This window comes from Rhodanobacter sp. OK091 (assembly GCF_900142825.1).
Lineage (GTDB): Bacteria > Pseudomonadota > Gammaproteobacteria > Xanthomonadales > Rhodanobacteraceae > Rhodanobacter.
The window spans coordinates 52,665-76,351 of record NZ_FRCH01000001.1 but is presented as its reverse complement, the minus strand read 5'-3'; the positions used below and the strand labels follow the sequence as shown (position 1 = coordinate 76,351).

22 protein-coding genes and 8 tRNA genes are annotated in these 23,687 nt (G+C 62.8%); 24 read left to right on the top strand and 6 right to left on the bottom strand.

The window, feature by feature from the left end; genetic code table 11:
- The first annotated feature begins 25 nt into the window (after positions 1 to 25).
- Entirely contained in the window at positions 26 to 1,057 is a 1,032-nt protein-coding gene (gene truD / locus BUA26_RS00410) for a tRNA pseudouridine(13) synthase TruD (protein WP_072756981.1), read from the top strand.
- A gap of 96 nt (positions 1,058 to 1,153) precedes the next feature.
- Here truD and BUA26_RS00405 read toward each other — a convergent pair whose 3' ends face one another.
- A complete protein-coding gene (locus BUA26_RS00405) occupies positions 1,154 to 1,699 on the bottom strand; it encodes a Smr/MutS family protein (RefSeq protein WP_072756980.1) in 546 nt (181 codons plus the stop codon).
- Positions 1,700 to 1,839: 140 nt separating this feature from the next.
- On the opposite strand from BUA26_RS00405, the gene surE reads away from it, so the two are divergent.
- From surE to BUA26_RS00385, 4 genes are read left to right on the top strand one after another with little or no spacing between them, the layout of a single operon-like run.
- Entirely contained in the window at positions 1,840 to 2,649 is an 810-nt protein-coding gene (gene surE, locus BUA26_RS00400) for a 5'/3'-nucleotidase SurE (protein ID WP_072759875.1), read from the top strand.
- Positions 2,650 to 2,652: 3 nt separating this feature from the next.
- Positions 2,653 to 3,333 carry a protein-L-isoaspartate(D-aspartate) O-methyltransferase gene (locus BUA26_RS00395; RefSeq protein ID WP_072756979.1) on the top strand — a complete coding sequence of 227 codons (681 nt, stop codon included), beginning with the start codon at positions 2,653 to 2,655 and terminating at the stop codon, positions 3,331 to 3,333.
- A complete protein-coding gene (locus BUA26_RS00390) occupies positions 3,333 to 3,941 on the top strand; it encodes a YqaA family protein (RefSeq protein ID WP_072756978.1) in 609 nt (202 codons plus the stop codon). The genes BUA26_RS00395 and BUA26_RS00390 overlap by 1 nt, the downstream gene beginning before the upstream one ends.
- Before the next feature lie 53 nt (positions 3,942 to 3,994).
- The gene (locus tag BUA26_RS00385; RefSeq protein ID WP_072756977.1) at positions 3,995 to 5,056 is read left to right on the top strand and encodes a peptidoglycan DD-metalloendopeptidase family protein; all 1,062 of its coding nucleotides are present in this window, start codon (positions 3,995 to 3,997) and stop codon (positions 5,054 to 5,056) included.
- Between the two features lie 26 nt (positions 5,057 to 5,082).
- On the opposite strand, the gene BUA26_RS00380 is transcribed toward BUA26_RS00385, so the two are convergent.
- Entirely contained in the window at positions 5,083 to 5,460 is a 378-nt protein-coding gene (locus BUA26_RS00380; RefSeq protein WP_072756976.1) for an Mth938-like domain-containing protein, read from the bottom strand.
- A 9-nt stretch (positions 5,461 to 5,469) separates the two neighbouring features.
- Positions 5,470 to 5,766 carry a ribosome assembly RNA-binding protein YhbY gene (gene yhbY, locus BUA26_RS00375; RefSeq protein ID WP_072756975.1) on the bottom strand — a complete coding sequence of 99 codons (297 nt, stop codon included), beginning with the start codon at positions 5,764 to 5,766 and terminating at the stop codon, positions 5,470 to 5,472.
- A gap of 81 nt (positions 5,767 to 5,847) precedes the next feature.
- Between yhbY and rlmE the strand changes: the two genes are divergently transcribed.
- The 16 genes from rlmE to BUA26_RS00295 all read left to right on the top strand — a co-directional run bounded on the left by rlmE (position 5,848) and on the right by BUA26_RS00295 (position 18,724).
- Entirely contained in the window at positions 5,848 to 6,498 is a 651-nt protein-coding gene (gene rlmE, locus BUA26_RS00370) for a 23S rRNA (uridine(2552)-2'-O)-methyltransferase RlmE (protein ID WP_072756974.1), read from the top strand.
- Complete coding sequence (ftsH, locus tag BUA26_RS00365) at positions 6,495 to 8,453, top strand: ATP-dependent zinc metalloprotease FtsH (RefSeq protein WP_178368505.1); 1,959 nt, start codon at positions 6,495 to 6,497, stop codon at positions 8,451 to 8,453. The genes rlmE and ftsH overlap by 4 nt, the downstream gene beginning before the upstream one ends.
- Before the next feature lie 286 nt (positions 8,454 to 8,739).
- Positions 8,740 to 8,816 (top strand) — tRNA-Arg (locus BUA26_RS00360).
- Between the two features lie 177 nt (positions 8,817 to 8,993).
- Positions 8,994 to 9,070, top strand: a tRNA-Pro gene (locus BUA26_RS00355).
- A 25-nt stretch (positions 9,071 to 9,095) separates the two neighbouring features.
- Positions 9,096 to 9,172 (top strand) — tRNA-Arg (locus BUA26_RS00350).
- A gap of 15 nt (positions 9,173 to 9,187) precedes the next feature.
- Positions 9,188 to 9,264: transfer RNA gene (locus BUA26_RS00345), tRNA-His, on the top strand.
- Positions 9,265 to 9,284: 20 nt separating this feature from the next.
- Positions 9,285 to 9,360: transfer RNA gene (locus BUA26_RS00340), tRNA-Lys, on the top strand.
- Between the two features lie 290 nt (positions 9,361 to 9,650).
- Positions 9,651 to 9,735 (top strand) — tRNA-Leu (locus BUA26_RS00335).
- Positions 9,736 to 9,824: 89 nt separating this feature from the next.
- Entirely contained in the window at positions 9,825 to 11,117 is a 1,293-nt protein-coding gene (gene tig, locus BUA26_RS00330; RefSeq protein WP_072756973.1) for a trigger factor, read from the top strand.
- Positions 11,118 to 11,211: 94 nt separating this feature from the next.
- A complete protein-coding gene (clpP, locus tag BUA26_RS00325) occupies positions 11,212 to 11,835 on the top strand; it encodes an ATP-dependent Clp endopeptidase proteolytic subunit ClpP (RefSeq protein WP_218587793.1) in 624 nt (207 codons plus the stop codon).
- Between the two features lie 110 nt (positions 11,836 to 11,945).
- A complete protein-coding gene (gene clpX, locus BUA26_RS00320; protein WP_072756971.1) occupies positions 11,946 to 13,241 on the top strand; it encodes an ATP-dependent Clp protease ATP-binding subunit ClpX in 1,296 nt (431 codons plus the stop codon).
- Positions 13,242 to 13,413: 172 nt separating this feature from the next.
- A complete protein-coding gene (lon, locus tag BUA26_RS00315) occupies positions 13,414 to 15,891 on the top strand; it encodes an endopeptidase La (RefSeq protein ID WP_072756970.1) in 2,478 nt (825 codons plus the stop codon).
- Positions 15,892 to 16,233: 342 nt separating this feature from the next.
- Positions 16,234 to 16,506: an HU family DNA-binding protein gene (locus BUA26_RS00310; protein WP_072756969.1), complete on the top strand. Its 273-nt coding sequence runs from the start codon at positions 16,234 to 16,236 to the stop codon at positions 16,504 to 16,506.
- A 19-nt stretch (positions 16,507 to 16,525) separates the two neighbouring features.
- Positions 16,526 to 16,600 (top strand) — tRNA-Val (locus BUA26_RS00305).
- A gap of 10 nt (positions 16,601 to 16,610) precedes the next feature.
- A tRNA-Asp gene (locus BUA26_RS00300) sits at positions 16,611 to 16,687 on the top strand.
- A 135-nt stretch (positions 16,688 to 16,822) separates the two neighbouring features.
- Positions 16,823 to 18,724: a SurA N-terminal domain-containing protein gene (locus BUA26_RS00295; RefSeq protein WP_072756968.1), complete on the top strand. Its 1,902-nt coding sequence runs from the start codon at positions 16,823 to 16,825 to the stop codon at positions 18,722 to 18,724.
- 85 nt (positions 18,725 to 18,809) lie between these two features.
- Here BUA26_RS00295 and BUA26_RS00290 read toward each other — a convergent pair whose 3' ends face one another.
- Together BUA26_RS00290 and gloB are read right to left on the bottom strand one after the other, a co-directional pair.
- On the bottom strand, positions 18,810 to 20,018 hold the full coding sequence (locus BUA26_RS00290) for a transglycosylase SLT domain-containing protein (RefSeq protein ID WP_343124216.1): 1,209 nt from the start codon (positions 20,016 to 20,018) through the stop codon (positions 18,810 to 18,812).
- The gene (gene gloB, locus BUA26_RS00285) at positions 20,015 to 20,779 is read right to left on the bottom strand and encodes a hydroxyacylglutathione hydrolase (protein ID WP_072756967.1); all 765 of its coding nucleotides are present in this window, start codon (positions 20,777 to 20,779) and stop codon (positions 20,015 to 20,017) included. Before gloB ends, BUA26_RS00290 begins: the two co-directional genes overlap by 4 nt.
- Positions 20,780 to 21,029: 250 nt before the next feature.
- Here gloB and BUA26_RS00280 point away from each other — a divergent pair, with 250 nt between their 5' ends.
- Genes BUA26_RS00280 through dnaQ form a run of 3 tightly spaced genes read left to right on the top strand, consistent with a single transcriptional unit; the run spans position 21,030 to position 22,892 of the window.
- Complete coding sequence (locus tag BUA26_RS00280) at positions 21,030 to 21,716, top strand: methyltransferase domain-containing protein (RefSeq protein WP_072756966.1); 687 nt, start codon at positions 21,030 to 21,032, stop codon at positions 21,714 to 21,716.
- A 25-nt stretch (positions 21,717 to 21,741) separates the two neighbouring features.
- The gene (rnhA, locus tag BUA26_RS00275) at positions 21,742 to 22,185 is read left to right on the top strand and encodes a ribonuclease HI (RefSeq protein ID WP_072756965.1); all 444 of its coding nucleotides are present in this window, start codon (positions 21,742 to 21,744) and stop codon (positions 22,183 to 22,185) included.
- Positions 22,182 to 22,892 carry a DNA polymerase III subunit epsilon gene (gene dnaQ, locus BUA26_RS00270; protein ID WP_072756964.1) on the top strand — a complete coding sequence of 237 codons (711 nt, stop codon included), beginning with the start codon at positions 22,182 to 22,184 and terminating at the stop codon, positions 22,890 to 22,892. Before rnhA ends, dnaQ begins: the two co-directional genes overlap by 4 nt.
- A 25-nt stretch (positions 22,893 to 22,917) precedes the next feature.
- Here the strand turns inward: dnaQ and BUA26_RS00265 are convergent, their stop codons facing one another.
- On the bottom strand, positions 22,918 to 23,619 hold the full coding sequence (locus BUA26_RS00265; protein ID WP_072756963.1) for a PP2C family protein-serine/threonine phosphatase: 702 nt from the start codon (positions 23,617 to 23,619) through the stop codon (positions 22,918 to 22,920).
- Positions 23,620 to 23,687: the final 68 nt, after the last annotated feature.

Here is a 23,687-nt window from a genome sequence, read left to right as displayed (position 1 = left end):
ATGCCGGTACGACCGGCGGAGTGCCATGTCCGAATCCGAACTTGCCCAGGTGCCGTTGCCGTGGGCCTACGGCGTACCGCCGCTCGAGGCGCGATTGCGCAGCGCGCCGGAAGACTTCGTGGTCGAGGAGATCCTCGGCTACGACGCTGAAGGTGCCGGCGAGCATGCCTTGCTGTGGGTGGAAAAACGCGGCGCGAATACCGACTGGGTCGCGCGCGAGCTGGCGAAATTCGCCGGTGTGTCGCAGGTCGCGGTCGGCTACGCGGGCATGAAGGATCGCCATGCGGTGACCCGGCAGACGTTCTCGGTGCAGTTGGCCGGCAAGCCCGATCCGGACTGGTCGGCGTTTCCTCATGCGGAAGTGAAGGTGCTGGCGGCGACACGGCATTCGCGCAAGCTCAAACGCGGCGCGTTGCGCGGCAACCGCTTCGTGCTGGTGCTGCGCGAGGTGCAGGGCGACCGCGAGGCGGCCGAGCGGGTGCTGACGCAGATCGCAGCACGCGGCGTGCCGAACTATTACGGCGAGCAACGCTTCGGCCGTGAAGGCGGCAACGTGGCGCAGGCGCGCGCGATGTTCGCAGGACGCCGGGTCGAGCGCGACAAGCGCTCGTTCCTGCTGTCGGCGGCGCGTTCGCAGATCTTCAACAGCGTGCTGGCGGCGCGGGTCGAGCGCGCCGTCTGGGACACGCCTCTGGATGGCGAAATATGGTCGTTGTCCGGCTCACGCTCATGGTTCGGCCCTGAGCCCTTCAGCGAGGCGCTGGCCGAACGGCTGGCGCGTGCCGACATCCACCCGTCCGGCCCGTTGTGGGGCCAGGGCGAGCCGCCGACTCAGGGCGAGGCCGGCGCCTTGGAGCGCGAGATCGGTGCAGCCAACAGCGACCTGGTCGCGGGGCTGGCATCGGCCCGGATGGATCAGGAACGCCGCCCGTTGCGATTGATGCCGAAGGATCTGAAGTGGCGTTGGCTTGACGATGCGGTACTGGAGCTGTCGTTCGAGCTGCCGGCCGGCGCCTATGCCACGGTGGTGGTACGCGAGCTGGCTTTGTCGTTGTAGGAGCCCGCGTGCGGGCGATGCTGTTGCTTTGATGGTTGGATAGGAAAAATCAAAACAAAAGCATCGCCCGCACGCGGGCTCCTACAACGGAGATAGTCAGCCTTTCAACAGAACCACCACCGCACCGGTGCCGCCCATGGCCGGCCGTGCCGAGGCAAAGGCGATCACGTCGTCGCGCCGGCGCAGCATGCGGTCGGTGAGAACCTTCAGCACCGGTCCGGCGGAACGCGAGCGCAAGCCCTTGCCGTGCACGATGCGCACGCAGCGCAGGCCGTGCTGTTTGGCCTCGGCCAGGAACATGACGATGCTGGCCTGCGCGGCGGCGGCATTCATCTGGTGCAGGTCGATGTCGTCCTGCACGCTGAACTGGCCACGCTTGAGCTGGCGCAGCAGCTTCGGCGGATAGCCGTCACGCAGGTAACTCAGCTCCTCGCCGACTTCGAGCAGAGCGGGGTCGAACGCCATGTCCAGCAATTCGCCGGGTACGGCGGCCTCGTCCGCTTCCAGCATGTGCGGATGCGGCGCGGGTTTGGCGGTCGCCGGTGGCGGCTGCACCGGCTCAAGCGGACGCACGTCGCCGATCGCCTCGCGAAACAGGCGGCTGTCGTCATCGTGGATCGGAGCGGGCGCGCGGCGCTTCATCCGTACATGCTAACCAACACTGCGTGATTGGGGCGGATTCGTGTGAAACCGGCGGCATGCTCCGGTAGACTTCGGGGAATGGGGCGCGCGCCATCGAGGTGATCGGCGATGCGCCCGCGGTCAGCTTTCGACGGAGCATCATGCGAGTTCTGGTAAGTAACGACGACGGCGTGGATGCACCAGGCATCCGCGTGCTTGCCGAGCGCCTCGGCGCGGTGGCTCAGGTAACTGTGGTGGCGCCCGATCGCGATCGTTCCGGCGCCAGCAATTCGCTCACCCTCGACGCGCCGTTGCGCGTATTGCCGATGGGTGGCGGTTATTACCGGGTGGCCGGCACGCCGACCGATTGCGTGCATCTGGCGCTGGCGGGGCTGCTGGACGAAGAGCCCGACATGGTGGTGTCCGGCATCAACAACTCGGCGAATCTCGGCGACGACGTGATCTATTCCGGCACCGTGTCGGCGGCGATGGAAGGACGTTTTCTCGGACTGCCGGCGATCGCGGTGTCGCTGGTCACGCAAGATCACAAGGGCATGCACTACGATTCCGCTGCCCAGGCGGTATTGCTGCTGATGCGGCGATTGCTGGTCGATCCGCTGCCGGCCGACACCATTCTCAACGTCAACGTGCCGGATCGGCCGTGGGCGGAGATCGAGGGTTTCGAGGTGACCCGGCTGGGTCGTCGTCACCGTTCCGCGCCATGTATTGCGCAGACCGACCCGCGCGGCCGGCCGATCTGGTGGATCGGTCCCGCCGGTGAAGTGGACGATGCCGGCCCAGGCACCGATTTCCATGCCGTGCAGCGAGGATTTGTCTCGGTAACGCCGATTCACGTCGACCTGACCCGCTTCCAGGCTCTGGAGAAAGTCAGCAGCTGGATGCAGGCGCTGACCGACGACATGGCGGTGGGCATGGCAGGTGGCCGCGCCAGCAAAGACGAGGCTGCCTGACCGATGACTGTCTATCGACTACCGGCTGCGGACCTGAAGGGCGAAGGGATGACCTCGCAGCGGGCGCGCGATCGCCTCGCGGCCAACCTGAAGGAAGGCGGTATCCAGGATCCACGGGTGATCGACGTGATCCGCAATACGCCGCGGCATCACTTCATCGACCAGGCACTGCATTCGCGCGCCTACGAAAACACCGCGCTGCCGATCGGTCACGGCCAGACCATCTCGCAGCCGTGGGTGGTGGCGCGCATGACGGAGGCCTTGATCGAGTTCGGCCTGCCGCAGAAGGTTCTCGAGATCGGTACCGGCTCGGGGTATCAGGCCGCCGTGCTGGCGGCGCTGGTGCCGCAGGTATTCACGGTGGAGCGCATCGAGGAGCTGCTGCGCCAGGCGCGCCGGCGTTTCCGCCAGCTCGGCCTGACCAACCTCCGTTCGCGCTACGACGACGGCAAGCTCGGCTGGCCGGACGAAGCGCCGTTCGATGCGATCATCCTCACCGCTGCCGGCGACACGATTCCAAGCCGGATTCTCGATCAACTCAGTCCCACGGGCGTACTGGTGGCTCCCGTCGGCTCGCCCAGCCGGCAGACCCTGATTCGCATGCGCGGCGACGGGCAGGGCGACTTCACCCAGGAAGAACTCGGCGCGGTCAGTTTCGTGCCATTGCTCGGCGGGATCGGTTGATGCGTCTGTTCGGAGCACTTTATGCGCGTGCACTGGTATGGGCGCGCGAGCCACGGGCGTTGTACTACCTGGGCGGGCTGAGTTTCGTCGAGGCGTTCATCTTCCCGATCCCGCCGGAAGTGATGCTGGCCCCGATGATGCTGGGCAAGCGGCACAAGGCCTTCCATTACGCCAACATCAGCCTGCTGTGCTCGCTGCTTGGCGCCCTGGTCGGCTATGCGCTGGGGCACTGGGCATTCCAGGCCTTGCGGCCGCTGCTCGATACGCTGCATCTGTCGGGGCCGATCGAGCAAGGCGTGGCGACCCTGAGTGCGCAGATGCGGGAGCATCGCTGGGGCATGTTCGGCGTACTGATCCTGGCCGCGCTGCAGCCGGTGGTGCCGATGAAGTTCGTCACCTGGGCCTGCGGCATCATCAGCGTGCCTATCGTTCCGTTCCTGGCCTGCATCGCATTGGGGCGCGGAAAACGCGTGTGGTTGCTGGCGCTGCTGATCCGGCTGTTCGGCGAGCGCGCCGAACGGATCCTGCACAAATATATTGAATGGATCGGCTGGGCCGCACTGGTCGCGCTGGCCGTGTTGCTGGTGTGGTGGTTCTGGCCGCGATGAGCGTCGGTTGGCTTGAGGAGCGACCTCGTATGAAAAAGCCCCACCGCCTCGGTATGCTGCGGCGCATGGATCGATATCTTCAATCGCTGAGCGTTTCGGTTTTGGCCCTGCTGCTGGCTGCCTGCGGCACGATGCGCAGTTCGGTGGTGGTCGAGCCGGCCCCGGGCAGCGGCTACAACAACCCTGTTGCCAGCCCGGTAGCGCCGGCCCGCACGCCGATTCCCGGCGGCACTTATGTCGTGGTGAAAAGCGACACGCTGTACTCGATCGCCTTTCGCAAAGGGGTGGATTTTCGTGACCTGGCGCAGTGGAACGGCATTGCTGCGCCGTACACGATCCGGCCGGGGCAGCGGCTGACACTGTCGCCGCCGCCGGGCAGGACGGTGGCCGCGCAGGCTACCCGTGCTCCACATACCAACCCTCCTTCCAACCCTCCACGGACGTCATCGCCGACCGTGGTTTCTGCTCCGTCCCATCCGCCGGCTGCCGCATCGACGGCCGCGACGGCACCTGGGTTCGAACCGGTGACGGCGCCGCCGGCGGCCCCGGCCGTCGCAGCCACTGCAGCCACCGCGAATGCAACGCCGGCTACGCAAGTCGCCGTGCCGATCAAAAAACCGGCGGCGCCGGCTGTGACCGCCACGACCACGATCGTGCCTGTCGCCGGCGTGCCGACACCTGCACCAGCGGCGATGCCGCCGCCCGCGCCGACCCCGGTTGCTGCGGGTGCCTCACGTGCCGTCAGTGGCGTGAACTGGCGTTGGCCGGCTGACGGCAGTCTGCTCAGTCGTTTCCAGAGTGGCGACGCGATTCCCGGCATCGAGATCGCCGGCAAATCGGGTGATCCGGTGCGTGCGGCCGCCGATGGCGTGGTGGTGTACAGCGGCAACGGCCTGGTGGGTTACGGCGAGCTGGTGATCATCAAGCACAACGAAAGCTTCCTGTCCGCCTACGGCCACAATCGCAAACGGCTGGTGAAGGAAGGCCAGCGAGTCAGCGCCGGCCAGCAGATTGCCGAAATGGGCTCCACCGGAGCCACGCGCAACGAACTGGAGTTTCAGATCCGCAAGGACGGCAATCCGGTCGATCCGTTGGGATATCTGCCATCGCGCTGAAGTAACTGCGCAGCAGGAGGCTGCAATCAGCCGGTCGGCAGGATGAATCCGGCAACGACCCGGCGGCCTTCGCCGGCCAGCAGGTTGTAGGTACGCGCGGCGGCGGCGTTGTCCATCACTTCGATGCCGATATTCCTGCGCAGGAAGCCAGCCATGAAGGCGGCTGCCGGAAACACCTGGCGATGGCCGGTACCCAGGATCACCAGTTCCGGCTGCAGCGCCAGCAGGGCCTCGACGTGGCCAGCCTCCAGCCCGCTGGCGGCATCGACCGGCCAGTTCTCGACCACCCGGTCCGGCGCCAGCAGGAAACTGCGGCCGAGTTCGCGGTCGATCAGGGTGATGCTGCCAGCGTCGACACGACGCACGAACAGATAGCCTTCGGGGCGGTCGAGCGACAAATCCATCGGGTATGCCTAGCGTGGCAGGGCGATTTTCGGTTCGTCGGCGTTGCGGCGAAACAGCACGACCACATGGCCGATCTGGTGGATCTTCTCGGCCTGGGTGCCGCCGGCAAGCACGTCGATCTGGGCCTGCCGCTCGTCCTTGTCGCCACCGGACAGCTTCACCTTGACCAGTTCATGGATATCCAGCGCCAGGTTCAGTTCCTTGACCACGGCCTCGGTCGCGCCCTTGTTGCCCAGCAGGACGACCGGGCTCAGATCGTGGGCGAGGCTGCGCAGGTAGCGGATCTGCGAGGAGGAAAGGGCCATGCGGTGGTGCTCGATTCGCGGTCAGTGAACGGCAAAGGGTATCATGCGGCATCCCGTTCCCCAATCGGCGACCCCAACGACATGGCCCGCAGCAAAAGCAGCGCAGTCTGGCTGCGTGAACATTTCAACGACGAATACGTCAAGAAAGCCCAGGCCGAGGGCTTGCGTTCGCGTGCGGTCTACAAGCTGGAGGAGTTGATCGAGCGTGATCGCCTGCTCAAGCCGGGCATCAATGTGGTCGACCTGGGCGCCGCGCCGGGCAGCTGGTCGCAACTGGTACGCAATCGCCTGGGCGATACCGGCAAGGTGTTCGCGCTGGACATCCTGCCGATGCAGAGCATCGCCGGGGTGGACTTCCTGCAGGGCGACTTCCGCGAGGAGTCGGTGCTGCGCGCGCTGGAGGCCCGGCTGGAGGGGCACAAGCTGGATCTTGTACTGTGCGATCTGGCCCCCAATATGAGTGGTGTGGCGCTGGCAGACCAGATCCGTGCGATGGCGCTGGCCGATCTGGCGCTGGATTTCAGTCGGCAGTGGCTCAAGCCGGGCGGCTCGTTCCTGATCAAGTTGTTTCAGGGAGTCGGCTTTGACGAATACTTGCGCAGCTTGCGCGCGGAGTTCACCCGCGTAACCATGCGTAAACCTAAGGCCTCACGCGCACGTTCGCGTGAGGTGTACGCACTGGCGGTGGGGCGCAAGCCTTCCGCCGTGTCACCGGGCGAGAACCGTGCATGAATGAAACAGCGAAAAATGTGTTGCTCTGGGTGATCATCGCGGTGGTGCTGTTTACCGTGTTCCAGAGCTTCAACCCGCGTGGCGCGGCTTCTTCGGACTTGCCTTACAGCTCGTTTGCGCAAAGTGTGGACAACGGCAACGTCGCCACCGCCACGATCAGTGCCGATCAGCCCGCCACCATCAGCGGCAAGTTGAAAGACGGCAGCGCGTTCCGCACGGTGGCCCCGATGCTCGGCTTCTCCACCAATTCGGTGGTCAAGCAGATGCAGGACAAGGGCGTCGAAGTTCGCCAGGACCCGTCCGAAGGTTTCTCGCTGATCGGCTTGCTGGTCAGCTGGCTGCCGGTGCTGTTGATCGTCGGCGTATTCATCTGGTTCATGCGCCAGATGCAGTCCGGCGGCGGCGGTCGCGGTGCGATGAGCTTCGGCCGTTCGCGCGCCAAGCTGCAGGGCGAGGACCAGATCAAGGTCAACTTCAGCGACGTCGCCGGTTGCGACGAGGCGAAGGAGGAGGTCGGCGAACTGGTCGAGTTTCTGCGTGACCCGGGCCGCTTCCAGAAGCTGGGCGGCAAGATTCCGCGCGGCGTGCTGATGGTCGGTCCGCCCGGCACCGGCAAGACTCTGCTGGCCAAGGCGATTGCGGGCGAGGCCAAAGTGCCGTTCTTCGCGATCTCGGGTTCCGATTTCGTCGAGATGTTCGTCGGCGTCGGCGCCAGCCGCGTACGCGACATGTTCGAGCAGGCGAAGAAACACGCACCGTGCATCATCTTCATCGACGAGATCGACGCGGTCGGCCGCCATCGCGGCGCCGGCCTGGGTGGCGGTCATGACGAACGCGAGCAGACCCTGAACCAGTTGCTGGTCGAGATGGACGGCTTCGAGGGCACCGAGGGCATTATCGTGATCGCCGCGACGAACCGCCCCGACGTGCTGGATCCGGCGCTGCTGCGTCCGGGCCGCTTCGACCGCCAGGTCGTGGTTGGCTTGCCCGACGTGCGCGGCCGCGAGCAGATTCTCAAGGTGCACATGCGCAAAGTGCCCATCGCCAGCGACGTCAACGCGATGACGATTGCGCGCGGTACGCCGGGCTTCTCCGGTGCCGATCTGGCCAATCTGGTCAACGAGGCGGCGTTGTTCGCCGCGCGCGAGAACGCCCGCGAAGTGCGCATGGTTCATCTGGACAAGGCGCGCGACAAGATACTGATGGGCACCGAGCGCCGCTCGATGGCGATGAGCGAGGACGAAAAGAAGCTCACCGCCTATCACGAAGCCGGCCATGCCATCGTCGGCCGGCTGGTGCCCGAGCACGACCCGGTCTACAAGGTGACGATCATCCCGCGTGGGCGCGCACTGGGCGTCACCATGTATCTGCCCGAAGGCGACAAGTACAGCATCAACCGCGTGGCGATCCAGTCGCAGCTGTGCTCGCTATATGGCGGCCGCGTGGCCGAGGAACTGATCTTCGGGGCCGACAAGGTCACCACCGGCGCGTCCAACGACATCGAGCGGGCCACCAAGATGGCGCGCAACATGGCGACCAAGTGGGGCCTGTCCGACGAGCTCGGTCCGATTACCTACGGCGAGGACGAGGACGAGGTATTCCTCGGTCGTTCGGTGACCCAGCACAAGAGCATCTCCAACGAGACCGCCAGCAAGATCGATGAAGTGGTGCGCGGCATCCTCGATCGGGCTTATGCGCGCAGCAAGGAATTGCTGACGGCGAATCTCGACAAACTGCATGCCATGGCCGAAGCGCTACTGCAGTACGAAACCATCGACGCGCACCAGATCGACGACATCATGGCCGGGCGCGAACCCGGACCGCCCGCTGACTGGACCAAGAACGCAACGACCGGGGCAACACCACCGCCACCGCCGCCGAGAGGAGACACGGGCTCGACCGTAGGCAAGGTGGGCGATCCGGCGCCGCAGAGCCGCACCGGTCTGGAAAACTGATCCGGATTTGGACGGCCATAAACCGGCACGTCGTGAAGTGATTGAAAAGGGTGGCCGCCGGCCACCCTTTTCATTTGAGTCGGCGACCTCGCTGCGTGAGACGCGTGCATTGCGCAGGCCGACGTGTCACATCCTGGGCGGGATTTTTTGCTGCGCGATCAACCGCCGCGAATAATTTTCAAGAAAAGGGTTGACGCACGAGGGCGGAGTCTGAATAATTCCGCTTCTTGCTTCACCGCCTCAATGCCCAGACACTGATGCGGTGAAGTGAAAAGTTTTTTTCAGTGCGCCCGTAGCTCAGTTGGATAGAGTACCTGGCTACGAACTAGGTGGTCGGGAGTTCGAATCTCTCCGGGCGCACCATTTTTATACGGCGAGGCGGGGTGCTTGCACCCCGTTTTGTTTTCACGGAGAAGTGGCTTTTACTCTGTGGAAACGATGGTTCAGAAACAGCGGTGTGCTTCGACACGGATTGACTGAGCGAGGCGTCACCCGTAACATTTCAAGGCTCCGGTGGCAGCATGATCGGGGATTCGAAAGCGGGGTATAGCTCAGTCTGGTAGAGCGTTGCGTTTGGGACGCAAAAGTCGGGGGTTCGAATCCCTCTGCCCCGACCAGCGACACGTTCTGCCGACAGGGACTGCGCCTGTAGCTCAACCGGATAGAGCATCGGCCTTCTAAGCCGACGGTTGCAGGTTCGAGTCCTGTCGGGCGCACCAGTAACAAGATTTATGGTGGGTGTAGCTCAGCTGGTTAGAGTCCCGGATTGTGATTCCGGTTGTCGTGGGTTCGAATCCCATCATCCACCCCAGTTTCAAACCCAGGTTTCCTGGGCCGTTAGCTCAGTTGGTAGAGCAGTTGACTCTTAATCAATTGGTCGAAGGTTCGAATCCTTCACGGCCCACCAATGCAAGGCAAAACGCCGATCGCTTGCGATCGGCGTTTTGCTGTGTGGGTCCCCGTCCCCGTGCGAAACGCGGTTTCGCGGGGTGATCTGCTGGCATCGTCGTAAAAAGGCTCGCATCGCTCTCGGCATGCTTGTGCTGCAAGCTCGTGCAACCGTAAAATGGTCTGCTTTCGTATAAGGGAATCATCGACTTAGGCGGACGCGGCTGAAAGGGGGTGAGGGCGGTTGTCTGGCGCACGACAATCGGCTTCAGGATCCTGCAGTTGCGTACGGCTGATGAGGGTGGCAAGGCGAGAGTGGCGGAATTGGTAGACGCACCAGATTTAGGTTCTGGCGGTTAACCCCGTGGGGGTTCGAGTCCCCCCTTTCGCACCATGCCCCGTGGTTTTCCTTGTTTTTCAGGCGGCACAGCCGCCATGGCGCCTGTGGCAGGCCCACAACATCAGGTAGTACCAGGAGACGTCATGCAGGTTTCGGTTGAGAACATCGGTACGCTCGAGCGCAAGCTTACGGTGAAATTCCCCGCAGAGCGGTTCGAGACGCAGGTGAGCGCGCGTATCGCGGAAATGGGTCGCACGGTGCGCTTGAAGGGTTTCCGACCGGGCAAGGTGCCGACGACGGTGATCAAGCAGCGCTTCGGCGACCAGGTCCGTGGCGAGGTGCTGTCCGACCTGATTGGCAGTACGTTGCGCGAAGCGGTGGAGCAGGAAAAATTGCAGCCGATCGCGAATCCGGCGATCAACACCACCGGCAGGCCGGAAAACGGTGAAATTGCCTATACCGCTACGTTCGAAATCATGCCGGAGTTCCCCGCGGTTGATGTGGCCGGGCTCGAGATTCATCGTGCGTCGGCGGTGGTGACGGATGCCGACATCGACAAGATGCTGGAGACGCTGCGGCAGCAGCGCCGCAGTTTCGATGAAGTCGATCGCGCCTCGGCCGAAGGCGATTTCGTGATGTTCGAATACGCGGCAGAAGCCGGCGACTACCGCTTCCCGGCCGACGGTCTGGAGCGGGCCGGCAGCGTGCTCGGTTCGGGGACGTTGTTCAAGGCGCTGGACGAAGCGCTGACTGGCCGCAAGGCTGACGATGTTTTCGATGCCGACGTCACCTTCCCGGAAGATTTTCGCAACGAGCAGTTGGCTGGCAAGACCGCCAAAGTCAGTTTCAAGATCATCAAGGTTCAGGCGCCAAAACTGCCCGAGATCGACGGCGAGTTCGCCAAGCTGTTCGGCATCGCTGACGGTGACCTGGAGACCTTCCGCAAGGAAGTTCGCGCGAACCTCGAGCGCGAATTGAAGGCGGCGCTGATGGCGCGCCTGAAGTCCGAAGTCGCTGAAAAACTGGCAGATGTCCACGCTGAGCTGGATGTGCCGAAGCTGCTGGTGCAGTCAGAGGCGCGCAATATGGCCGCCGGCAGCGTGCCGCAGGGTCAGCAGCCGCCGCCGCAGTTGATCGATGCCGCCATGCCGATGGCGCGCAAGCGAGTGATTGCCGGCCTGCTGATGGGTGAGATCGCTCGCAAGCAGGAGATCAAGATCGATCGCAAGCGTGTCGCCGAGCAGCTTGCCGCCATCGCTTCGACTTATGAAGAGCCCGAGAAGGTCATTGAACTCTACAACGGCGACCCCCAGTTGATGTCAGGGCTGCAGAATCGCGTGATGGAAGATCAGGTGGCCGAATGGGTGGCGGAGCATGCCAACACCACCCAGCAGGACCTGAGCTTCGACGATGTGATGCGCCCGGCCGGTGTTTGATCGAATCAGGCCCCGGCTCAGCCGGACCTGATCCGATATCAGGCCCGGCGCCATACATACTGTCAGGCACATCAACCGGAGAGCTGCAATGGCCATGGATCCCATCCAGAACCTCAATTTGATACCGATGGTCGTCGAGCAGACGGCTCGTGGCGAGCGCTCCTATGACATCTACTCGCGTCTGCTGAAGGAGCGGGTGATCTTCCTGGTCGGCGAGGTCAACGATCAGGTCGCCAACGTGATCGTTGCGCAGATGCTGTTTCTGGAGTCGGAGAATCCGGACAAGGACATTCACTTCTACATCAACAGCCCGGGTGGCGCCGTGACCGCAGGTCTGGCGATCTACGACACCATGCAGTTCATCAAGCCGGATGTCAGCACGATGTGCATCGGCCAGGCGTGCAGCATGGGTTCGCTGCTGCTGACCGCGGGCGCCAAGGGCAAGCGTTTCTCGTTGCCTAACTCCCGTGTGATGATCCACCAGCCCTCCGGTGGCGCGCAGGGGCAGGCAACCGACATCGAGATCCAGGCGCGCGAGATCCTGTACATGCGCCAGCGCCTGAACCAGATCTACGTTGCGCATACCGGCCAGGCGATCGAGAAGATCGAGCTGGACATGGAGCGCGACCGCTTCATGAACGCCGTCGATGCGAAAACGTATGGTCTGATCGACGAGGTGCTCGACAAGCGCGCCGGCGAAACAGTGAAATCGGCCTGATTCCCGGGTCGTAACCCCCGAGTCACGAGACGGGCTCCGCGTCTGCAGGCAGACGCGGAGCCCTGTGTTATTCTCGCGACGCATTCAGATTTGTCAGTGGGACCGAAAGTATGAGCGACGACCGGCAGGGGCGTTCCAGCGATAGCGGCAAGATTCTCTATTGCTCCTTCTGTGGCAAGAGCCAGCATGAGGTGCGCAAGCTGATCGCGGGTCCGTCCGTGTTCATCTGCGACGAGTGCGTGGAGCTTTGCAACGACATCATCCGCGAGGAACTGGAGGAAAAAGCCGCCTCCGGGCGCACGCATCTGCCCAAACCACGCGAGATCCGCGAGTCGCTGGACCAGTACGTGGTCGGTCAGACCCGTGCCAAGAAAGCGCTGGCGGTGGCGGTATACAACCATTACAAGCGGATCGAGTCGCGTCAGAAGAGCGATGACATCGAGCTGGGCAAGTCCAACATCCTGCTGATCGGTCCGACCGGTTCGGGCAAGACGCTGCTGGCCGAAACGCTGGCGCGCCTGCTTAATGTGCCGTTCACGATCGCCGACGCTACCACGCTGACTGAGGCTGGCTACGTTGGCGAGGATGTCGAGAACATTATTCAGAAGTTGTTGCAAAAGTGCGACTACGACGTCGAAAAGGCGCAGTCGGGCATCGTCTACATCGACGAGATCGACAAGATATCGCGTAAGAGCGAGAACCCGTCGATCACCCGCGATGTGTCGGGTGAGGGCGTGCAGCAAGCGCTGCTGAAGCTGATCGAAGGCACCTTGGCCTCGGTGCCGCCGCAGGGCGGCCGCAAGCATCCGCAGCAGGAATTCCTGCAGGTCGACACCAAGAACATCCTGTTTATCTGCGGTGGCGCATTTGCCGGCCTGGAAAAAGTCATCCAGCAGCGCTCCGAGAACACCAGCATCGGTTTTTCGGCCGAGGTGCGCAGCAAGGAGCGCACCGAGAACCTGGGCAAGGTACTGGCCGATGTGGAACCGTCCGATCTGGTGCGCTTCGGTCTGATTCCCGAATTTGTGGGGCGTCTGCCGGTAGTGGCCACGCTGGACGAGCTTGACGAAGCAGCGCTGGTGAAGATTCTCACCGAGCCGAAGAATGCCGTCACCAAGCAATTCAAGAAGCTGTTCGAGATGGAGGAGGTGGAACTGGAGTTCCGTCCCGAGGCGCTGCAGGCGATCGCCAAGAAGGCGCTCAAGCGGAAAACTGGCGCACGTGGTCTGCGCACCATCCTGGAACAAGTGCTGCTCGATACGATGTACGAGCTACCCTCGCTGGAGCACGTCAGCAAGGTGGTGGTGGACGATGCCGTGATCGACGGCCAGGCCGAGCCCTACCTGATCTATCGCGGCAACCTGCAGCAACGCGTGGCGGGCGAGGGCGGCGACGCCGCCGCCTGATCCACTCGCAGGCCTGTCATGACAGCGGCTCCGGTGATTTTGCCGGGGCCGTTCTGTTTTCGGCACCCGCAAACCTTGAGTGAACGTCCATCCGTCACCACTTGACCTGATGATGTACCCGGCGCAGTGTCGGGACGAAACCTGATCCTGAATTCCGAGGAACCCGTCTTCCATGGCCAAGAATGCCCCCTTACCCCCTGCGCTGGACGCTCTTCCGGTATTGCCGCTGCGCGACGTGGTGGTTTATCCGCATATGGTCATCCCGTTGTTTGTCGGACGCGACAAATCCATGCGTGCGCTCGAACGCGCCATGGAAGGCGAACGGCAGATCCTGCTGGTAGCGCAGAAAAGTCCGGATGTCGATGATCCGGGTATCGCCGATCTGCACCAGGTCGGCACGCTGGCCGGTGTGCTGCAACTGCTGAAGCTGCCCGATGGCACGGTCAAAGTGCTGGTCGAGGGGCAGTCGCGCGTGGCCGTTGAGGATTTCCACGACGAAAATGGCATGCTGATGGCTCGCTCACGTCTGATCGAGCCGGTCTACAACGCGAAAGAGCGCGAGCTCGACGTCGTTTCGCGCACGCTGATCTCGTTGTTCGAGCAACTGGTCAAGCAGAGCCGCAAGCTGCCGCCGGAAGTGCTGGCCAGCTTGTCGGGGATCGACGACCCGTCGCGCGTCGCCGACTCCATCGCCGCGCACCTTTCCGTGCGTATGGCTGACAAACAGAAGGTGCTGGAAACCGCCGATGTGGGTCAGCGCCTGGAGCTGCTGATCGGGCTGGTCGATGGCGAGATGGACCTGCAGCAGGTCGAGAAGCGTATTCGCGGCCGGGTCAAGTCGCAGATGGAGAAGAGCCAGCGCGAGTACTACCTCAACGAGCAGATGAAGGCGATCCAGAAGGAGCTCGGCGACAACGAGGAGGGCCCGAACGAGACCGAGGAGCTGCAGAAGAAGATCGAGACCTCCGGTATGCCGAAGGCCGTGCTGACCAAGGCGCGGCAGGAGTTCGGCAAGCTCAAGCAGATGTCGCCGATGTCCGCCGAGGCGACCGTGGTGCGCAACTACCTCGACTGGCTGGTCGGTGTGCCGTGGAAGAAGCGCAGCAAGGTGCGCAAGGATCTGCAGGTGGCGCAGGAAGTACTCGATGCCGATCACTTCGGGCTGGAGAAGGTCAAGGACCGCATCCTTGAATATCTCGCGGTGCAACAGCGCGTGTCGGTGATGAAGGGGCCGATCCTGTGCCTGGTCGGTCCGCCCGGCGTGGGCAAGACGTCGCTGGGACAGTCGATTGCCAAGGCGACCAACCGGAAATTCGTGCGCATGAGCCTGGGTGGCGTGCGCGACGAGGCCGAGATCCGTGGTCATCGGCGCACCTACATAGGTTCGATGCCTGGCCGAATCGTGCAGAACATCAACAAGGTGGGCACCAAGAATCCGCTGTTTGTGCTGGACGAGATCGACAAGATGTCGATGGATTTTCGTGGTGACCCGTCGTCGGCGCTGCTGGAAGTGCTTGATCCGGAGCAGAACCACGCGTTCAACGATCACTACCTCGAGGTCGATCTGGACCTGTCCGAGGTAATGTGGATCGCCACCGCGAACTCGCTGAACATCCCGGGCCCGCTGCTTGACCGCATGGAGGTCATCCGCATTCCCGGCTATACCGAGGACGAGAAGCTCGGCATTGCGCAGAAATACCTGCTGTCGAAGCAACTCAAGGCGAACGGTTTGAAGCCTGAGGAGCTCAGTGTGGGCGAAGAGGCACTGCGCGACATCGTGCGTTACTACACGCGCGAGTCGGGCGTACGCAGCCTCGAGCGCGAAATTTCCAAGATCTGCCGCAAGGTGGTCAAGGAGCTGACCTTGTCGCAAGTGAAAAAGGCCAAGGCGAAAGCGTCACCCGCCAAGACCGGCAAGGCCAAGACGAAGGCGGATGCCGGTCGGATCAAGGTGGATTCGGCCAATCTGGAACACTATCTGGGTGTGCGCCGCTTCGATTTCGGCCGCAAGGAACTGCAGAACGAAGTGGGTCTGGTGACCGGGCTGGCCTGGACCCAGGTCGGTGGCGAACTGCTCAGCATCGAAGCCTCGGTCGTACCGGGCAAGGGTCGATTGGTGAATACCGGTCAGCTCGGCGATGTGATGAAGGAATCGATCCAGGCCGCGTTGTCCGTGGTGCGCGCACGCGTCGATCAACTCGGCATCGATCCCGAGTTCCATCAGAAACTGGACGTGCACATCCACGTGCCCGAAGGAGCCACGCCGAAGGATGGACCCAGCGCAGGCGTTGCGATGTGCACGGCGCTGGTATCGGTGCTGACCAAGGTGCCGGTGCGCTCCGAAGTGGCGATGACCGGTGAGATCACCTTGCGCGGTCGCGTGTTGCCGATTGGTGGACTCAAGGAGAAACTGCTGGCGGCACATCGAGGCGGGATTACCACGGTGATCATCCCGGAGGACAACAAGAAGGATCTGGCCGACATGCCGGCCAACATCACCTCTTCGCTGGAGATTCATCCGGTGCGCTGGATTGACGAGGTGCTGGATATTGCTCTGGAACGCCCGCTACGGCCCAATCCGGTCAAGGGCGAGACACCTGCTGCAGTGGCAAGCGGCGAGTCAACGGAGTCGCACTCGCTCACCCATTGATCCGCTCGGCACCCGATATATTTTCGAAAACGCCCTGACTCGTCAGGGCGTTCTTTTTGTATTTTTCGCCGTCAGTCGGCGAAGTTTTGCTGTAGTCCTTCGGCGTCCTTTTTGCAAGCGGTCTCATGGATGGCAGATCTTGCGAAAACGTTGCTGTGGCTTGTGTTGCGGACTCCGGCAAGGCACTGGTATAAAGGCGCTACCGCAGTCCCGGCGTTTGTTTGTCAGCGCAGCGATGCGGGGTTGCGTTACGGCGCCTAGCAAGAGCCAACCATCCATGCCGGTGTTGTCCCGTCTCCGGACGGACCATGCTGGCGAAATCCGAACAAGGGAGTTTTCTCAATGAATAAAACCGATCTGATCAATGCCATCGCCGAAAAGGCCGAGCTGACCAAGGCCGACGCGGGCCGTGCCCTCGAAGCTTATCTGGAGGCTGTGCAGAAGTCGTTGAAGAAGGGCGAGGACGTCTCGGTGGTGGGTTTCGGCACGTTCACTGTGCGCAAGCGCGCGGCTCGTACCGGACGCAATCCGCGCACGAACGAAGCGATCAAGATCAAGGCCTCGAAAGTGCCCGCGTTCAAAGCTGGCAAGACCCTGAAGGATGCCTTAAACTAAGCGGCTGACGCTTGGTTTTGGGTGCTTAGCTCAGCGGTAGAGCGTCGCCCTTACAAGGCGGTGGTCGTAGGTTCGATCCCTACAGCACCCACCAGAAAAAATGCGGAGTGGTAGTTCAGTTGGTTAGAATGCTGGCCTGTCACGCCGGAGGTCGCGGGTTCGAGTCCCGTCCACTCCGCCACAGTTCGCAAGGGCGCCCGAGTGGCGCCCTTGTCATTTGAGCGTTGCGTGTTCGTGCAGCTTCCTGAGCGATCGGACACGCGGCTTGCACCACCCACGCACCACGCGCTTTCAACCACGTTGCGGGAAGATTTCAATGCTGCAGGCAATGCGTAACAAGATGCACGGATGGCCATCCATCATCCTTCTTGGTGTTTGCGTTTTCGCGATGTCGCTGTTCGGCATGGAGAGCTACTTCACGTCGCGTGACGAGTCGTTCGTGGCGAAAGTCGGCAAGCATGAAATCAGCCAGAACGCCTATCAGGATCGGATGAACCAGTTGCGGCAGCAGGCAAGCGCCGAACAGGGCGAGCATTTCGATGCCAGCATTTTCGAGAAACCCGAGACGAAGCAGCGCGTGCTCGACGGCATGGTCGACCAGCAACTGCTGCTGGCGGCCAATACGGACTGGGGCATGCGCGTATCCGATCAGGCCGTACGCGACTACATCGCAGCGATTCCGGCGTTCCAGGTCAACAACCAGTTTGACGCGACCAGCTATAGCGCCTGGCTCACCAGTCAGCGCAAGACGCCAGGCATGTTCGAGGACGAGGTGCGCTCCTCGCTGGCGACGCAACTGCTGCCGGATGCGATCAACGACAGCACTATCATCAGCGATGCGCAGGTCGATCAATTCCTGAGCCTGCTTACCCAGCGCCGCAACTTGCGCTATTTCCTGTTGCCGCGGCCCACGCTGGCTGACAATCAGGTCAGCGATGCCCAGATCGAGACGTATTACAAGGCGCATCTGGCCGAATACATGAATCCCGAGCAGGTCTCGGTGAAGTACATCGAGGTCAACGGTGCCGATCTCCCGCTGGATGCCGCGCCTAGCGATGAGGACCTGAAGAAGCGCTACGCGGACGAAAAGCAGCGTTTTGTGCAGCCGGAACAGCGGCTCGCGTCGCACATCCTGATCAACGTGCCGGCCAATGCCACGCCGGAGCAGCAGAAGGCGGCACTGGCCAAAGCCGAAAAGATTGCCGCCGACGCCAATCCCGGCGATTTCGCCAAGCTGGCCGAACAGAATTCGCAGGATCTGGGTTCCAAGCGCCAAGGCGGCGATCTGGGCTGGCTGGAAAAGGGCGTGACCGACCCGGCTTTTGATGCGGCGCTGTTCGCTTTGCAGAAGAACCAGATCTCCAAGCCGGTATTGTCATCCGACGGTTATCACGTCATCTGGTTGCGTGATTTGCGCAGCGGCCAGTCCAAGCCGTTTGAGGAAGTGCGTGACCAGCTCGCCAAGGAAGCATCGGCTGCCGAGCGCGATCGCAAGTACAACGAAGTCGCCGGCAAGATGTCCGACAACACCTACCAGAATCCGTCATCGCTGGAGCCGGCTTCGGTAGCATTGAATCTGCCGATCAAGAGCACCGCGCTGTTCTCGCGCAAAGGTGGCGACGGTCTCGCCGCGAACCCCAAGGTGGTCGCTGCGGCGTTTGGCGATGATGTCCTGGTACAAGGCAACAATTCCAGCCTGATCGACCTGGGCAACAACCACTCGCTGGTGATTCATGTCGACAAGCATGTGCCGGCGGCGGCCCGTCCATTGACGGAAGTGCATGCCGATGTGCAGAAGAAGATTCTCGACGAGCGCGTTGCCGCGACCGAGAAGAAGCAGGCCGATGAAGCACTGGGGCGCCTGCGCAAGGGCGAGCCGATGCCGGCGGTGGCGACATCGCTCGGTGCCACGGTGACCAGTCTGAGCGAGGCTACGCGGCAGTCCCAGGTGCCGGCGCCGTTGTTGGCACAGGCATTCCTGCTGCCGCATCCGGCGACGGGTAAAGCGGAGTTTGCCGCGGTGGACATGCAGGACGGCGGCTATGCACTGCTCGCCGTGGACAAGGTGCAAGGGGGCGATCTGTCGAAGGTGCCTGCGGAACAGCGCGAGTCGTTGCGTCAGCAGATGGCTCAGGCGTATGGCTCGGAAACGACGCGCGAACTGATTGGTCTGCTCAAGGCAAAGGTCAAAATCAAGATCAACACCGGTCGCTTGTAAGGGCCTCGATTCAAAAAGAAGAGGGCGGCCCATGGGCCGCCCTCTTCTTTTTGGGCGATGCGAGTCGGCTTGGTTTAGATATCGGTCAGTCCGCGGCGCCACTCACCTGCAGCATCTGGCCAAGCTTGAGCGTGTTTCCGTTCAAATGGTTCCAGCTCCGCAGCTGGGTGACATCCACCGAGTAATCGCGGGCGATCTGCCACAGGCTGTCTCCTCGCCGGACGGTATGGGTCTTCTGCTGCACTTTTGCGACCGGCACAGAGGTGACAGTCATTTTGCTGGTACCGCTGTTGCGACGATCGTCGTTGGCGGTTGTCTGTGGCTGCTCCAGCAAGGCGTTGCGGAATTGCTGGGCGTGACTGACCGGCAACATCAGATACGAAGCGGCGTCGGCATCGATCATGTCATTGCGGAACGCTGCATTGAGATTCTTCAGCGTACCCACTGACATACCGGCATGATCGGCGGCTCGCGCGATCGGCATCGACTGGGTAATTTTCACCTGCACCAGGTGCTCTTCGTCCGCCAGCGTGGGCAGGCTGACGTTGAAGCGAGCCGGCTCGCGCACCACACAGGCCATGGCCAGCAGTTTGGTGAGATGCTCGCGGGTCACGTTTCGAACCGGCCACTTCGGAATCACCGGTTCATCCGCGGGCATGCCGTGTTTCTGGATGATTTTTCGCACCGAGAATTCGCCGGCATTGTAGGCATAGTCAGCCACTCGCCAGTCATGAAATTGATCGTGATACTGCTTGAGCAGCTTCATCACGGCGTGGGCGGCGGCAGGAACATCGAGACGACCGTCGTAGTGGCCATCGACGCGCAGCCCCATCGCTCCCGCGGTGACCGGCATGATCTGCCACATGCCGGCCGGTTGACGCCGGCGGATGGGAAGCGACTGGAAATGACTTTCCACCCAGGGCAGCAACACGAACTCACCGGCGACGTCGTATTGTGCCGCGACCTGTTGCACGTAGATCAGTCGTGGCAGCGCTTCCTGCAGTTGATCTTCGAACTGTTTCGGGTTCTGCGTGTAACGTCTGGCCCAGGCTTGCACCGATGGATCGGCATCGCAGTCGGCCATGGCAAAACTGCTACGCAACTGATCCCACACATCGGCCGACGGCGGCACCGATGGCTTATCGATGGGAGGCGCGACCTGTATCCCGGGAGTGGTGAGCACGGTCGTCGGTGGCTTGATGGCCGGCTGGTGTGGTGAGCGTGTCGGCGCGCCCACGCACGCGGCCAACAGGAGCGGCAGCAGCAGCGGTAAGGGTCGGAAATGTTTTCTCATCCGTGGAATCCATCCTTGGCTGCGCGCACCGCTGCAAAGCGCGCAACGCGGTCGGTGCCAACGCCTTGCCGCCGGCACCACTCGGCAACCGCATCGGTGTCGACACGCAGGAAGGGGTTGGTCGCCAGTTCACCGGCGAGCGCCACCGGCAAGGTGGGTCGGTGCCGGGCGCGCAATTCGGCAACATCCTGTAGCCGCTGCTGCAGCTCGGGATTGGCCGGTTCGATGGTGCGCGCGAAACGTCCGTTGGCCTCGGTGTATTCGTGGCCGCCGCACACCCATGTTTCCCCCGGCAGCATCGACAATCGGTCCAGCGAGGCAAGCATCTGGGCTGGCGTGCCTTCGAACAGCCGACCACAGCCTAGACTGAACAAGGTGTCGCCACACAGCAGCAGGCCAGCCCCGACGTAGGCAATGTGGCTGAGGGTGTGGCCGGGAATCGCGAGCACTTGGAAGCGGACATGCGGCAACGCTAGTTCGATCCAGTCGCCATCGCGCACCTGTTCGGTCGCCTCGGCGATGCGTTCATCCACGGGCGCATATACCGGGACACCATGCTGCGCACGCAGCGCCGCAGCGCCACCGATGTGATCGGGGTGATGGTGGGTCAGCAGGATCGCCCGCAATGCCAATCGCCGCGCAGTCAGCGCGTGCTCGACGACGGCGGCATCGCCCGGATCGACCACGATGGCGTTGCCATCGTCGTCGTGCAGCAGCCAGATGTAGTTGTCGGCCAGCGCCGGTAACGGTATGAGATGCAAGACGAGCTCCGCTGCGTTCGAGGAACAGCCGACAGGTCGGGCACTATTTCCCGGCTCAACGACGGACGCTGCCATCCGGGGCGCGCGTGAAGCGATGGACTATAAAGTGGCTTCGCCGGCCGCTCGTTAGAAGAGCGTTAACCCGGCAACGGACTGTTCAGCCGCGTGCGACAGTTCCGTCTGGCCTGTGATCTGCTGCCGATGGCTCGCAGCCATTACACTCTGAGCATAGATAAAGAGCGGGTAGGGCATGCATCAACGCGATAACGACATCTATGCCAGTGCGCCGTTGCGCCGATTGCTGGATGAGCAGACGCGCGTGTTGACGCCCGAGCTGCAGCGCTGCTTCGGTACGCATGCGTTGTTGCTGGCTGCTTCCGGCGACGATGCGCCGCCAGCGTTGCCGATGCTCGGTTCCTGGACCACATTGCACCTGAAGGACGGCAGCTATCGGGGTGATCTGCGGGCGGCGGCGGATGAGCCGCTGCCGTTCCTCGATGACGCGTTCGAGCTGGTGCTGCTGCGGCACGTGCTGGAAGTGGCGCCGAGCGCATCTGCCCTGCTTGCAGAAGCCGTTCGCATTCTGGCGCCGGGCGGCGTACTTGCGCTGACCGGGGTGCATCCGATCAGTGGATGGGCACCGTGGTTCTGCTGGCGCGCCCGCAGCAAGTTGCGGGCATTGCAGACGCCGCTGCGGCTGGGACACCTCCTGCAGCAGGACGGGATGGAGGTCGAGCGGGTGCAGCGGGTCGGCCGCCTGTGGCCCGGCCTGACGCAGCCGCATGTGACGGCGGCCAACCCGCTTGGGGGCGGCTATGTGCTGATCGCGCGCAAGCGCCGACGCATGGCCACGCCGCTGCGACTGAAGCCGGTGCCGGTACGCGTGCCGCCCAACAGTCAACTATCGCCGGGTGCGCGGCGCAGTTCGGCACTGTGACTTTCAATGGAATACGTGAGCAACGATGAGCGAAGTGGAAGCATTTACCGACGGTGCCTGTCTGGGCAATCCGGGCCCGGGCGGCTGGGCCGCGCTGTTGCGTGCCAAGGGCAGTGAACGCATGGTTGTGGGCGGCGATCCCGCCACCACCAACAATCGGATGGAATTGATGGCGGCGATCGGCGCGCTCGAGGCATTGAAACGGCCCTGCCAAGTGATGCTCATCACCGACTCGCGCTATGTGATGCAGGGCATCGAGCAGTGGGTGCCGAAGTGGCGCGCCAATGGCTGGCGTACTGCAGACAAGAAGCCGGTCAAGAATCAGGACCTGTGGCAACGTCTGTCCGAGGCGGTCAGCACCCACCAGGTGCGCTGGAAATGGGTGAAGGGCCACAACGGCCACATCGAGAACGAACGGGTCGATGTGGCTGCGCGCGAACAGGCCGAGCTGATGAAGGCCGGGATATGAGGCAGATCGTTCTCGATACCGAAACCACCGGTCTGGAAGTCCGCCAGGGCCATCGGCTGGTGGAAATCGCCTGCGTCGAGATGGTCGAGCGCAGGCTCACCGGCCGGCATTATCAGACTTATCTCAACCCGGACCGGGCGATCGACGAAGGTGCCCGGCTGGTGACCGGTATCGAGGACGAATTCCTGCTCGACAAGCCGCGTTTCGCCGAGGTAGTAGAGGAGTTCCTCGCCTTCATCGACGGTGCGGAACTGATCATCCACAACGCCAGTTTCGACATCGGATTCCTGGATGCCGAACTGGCGCGGCTGGATAACGGCGCTGGTCGCATCGGCGACCGTTGCAGTGTGCTGGATACCCTGGCGATGGCGCGCGAACGCTATCCTGGCCAACGTAACAGCCTGGACGCGCTGTGCAAACGGCTCGGCGTGGACAACTCACGGCGTGATCTGCATGGCGGTCTGATCGACGCCCAGTTGCTGGCCGACGTCTATCTGGCGATGACCTCGGGGCAAGTGGCGTTCGACTTGGGCTTTGAAGGCGCCGCCGGGCAAGTCAATGCGGTGGCAGTGATTGCGCCGGTGGTCATGCACACGCGTCCATTCGTGCTGCGTGCATCGCCAGAGGAGCTGTTGCAGCACGAACGCTGCCTGGATGCGCTGGACAAGAACGCGGATGGCCGGAGTGTGTGGCGTCGACCGGGCTGAGGAGCCATGCCGCCGCGGGCAAGACTCAGCAGGAGCGTACGATGATCACGCTGATGTTGTCGTCGCCACCGCCGTCGAGCGCACTCAGCAGCAGTTGATCGACACATTCCTGTGCAGCCAGGTCGGTACGCGCCACTGTGCCTGCGATCACCGTGTCGTTGACGTCTTCGGTCAATCCGTCGCTGCACAACAGAAAGCCCATGTCGGGCTCCAGCGAGCCGCGCGCCATGCCGATATGCAGTTGTTCGGGAGCCGTCACGCCCAGTGCCTGCGTCAGCACGTTGCGTTGCGGATGCTTCGAGGCCTGCGCCGGATCCAATTGGCCGGCCTCGACCAGCGCCTGGACCAGCGAATGGTCGTGGCTGATCTGCCGTAATTCCTGCTTCCACATGTAGATACGGCTGTCACCCACCCAGGCGACCTCGTAGCTGTCGCTGGCGGTCCGCAGTACGGCGATAGTGGTACCCATCGGCAGGTCGTCGGCGGTGTGCCGGGCATGCGCAAGCAGTTGCTCGGCTGCGCCGTGCACCGCCTCGATCAGGCTGCGCCCGCGGGTGACCAGATCGACCACCGCGTCACGCACCAGCGCCGACGCCACTTCGCCGTGCTGATGACCGCCCATGCCGTCGGCCACCAGAAACAGGCCGAGTGACGCATCAGCGTAATAGGTGTCTTCATTGCGCGTGCGGCGCAGGCCGACATGGGTTCCGTGTCCGAATTCGATCATGGCGGGTCTGGTGAGGCGAATGGGTGCAGCATGCCGGATGTGGGGGATGGGCGCAAAAGAATCGTGGG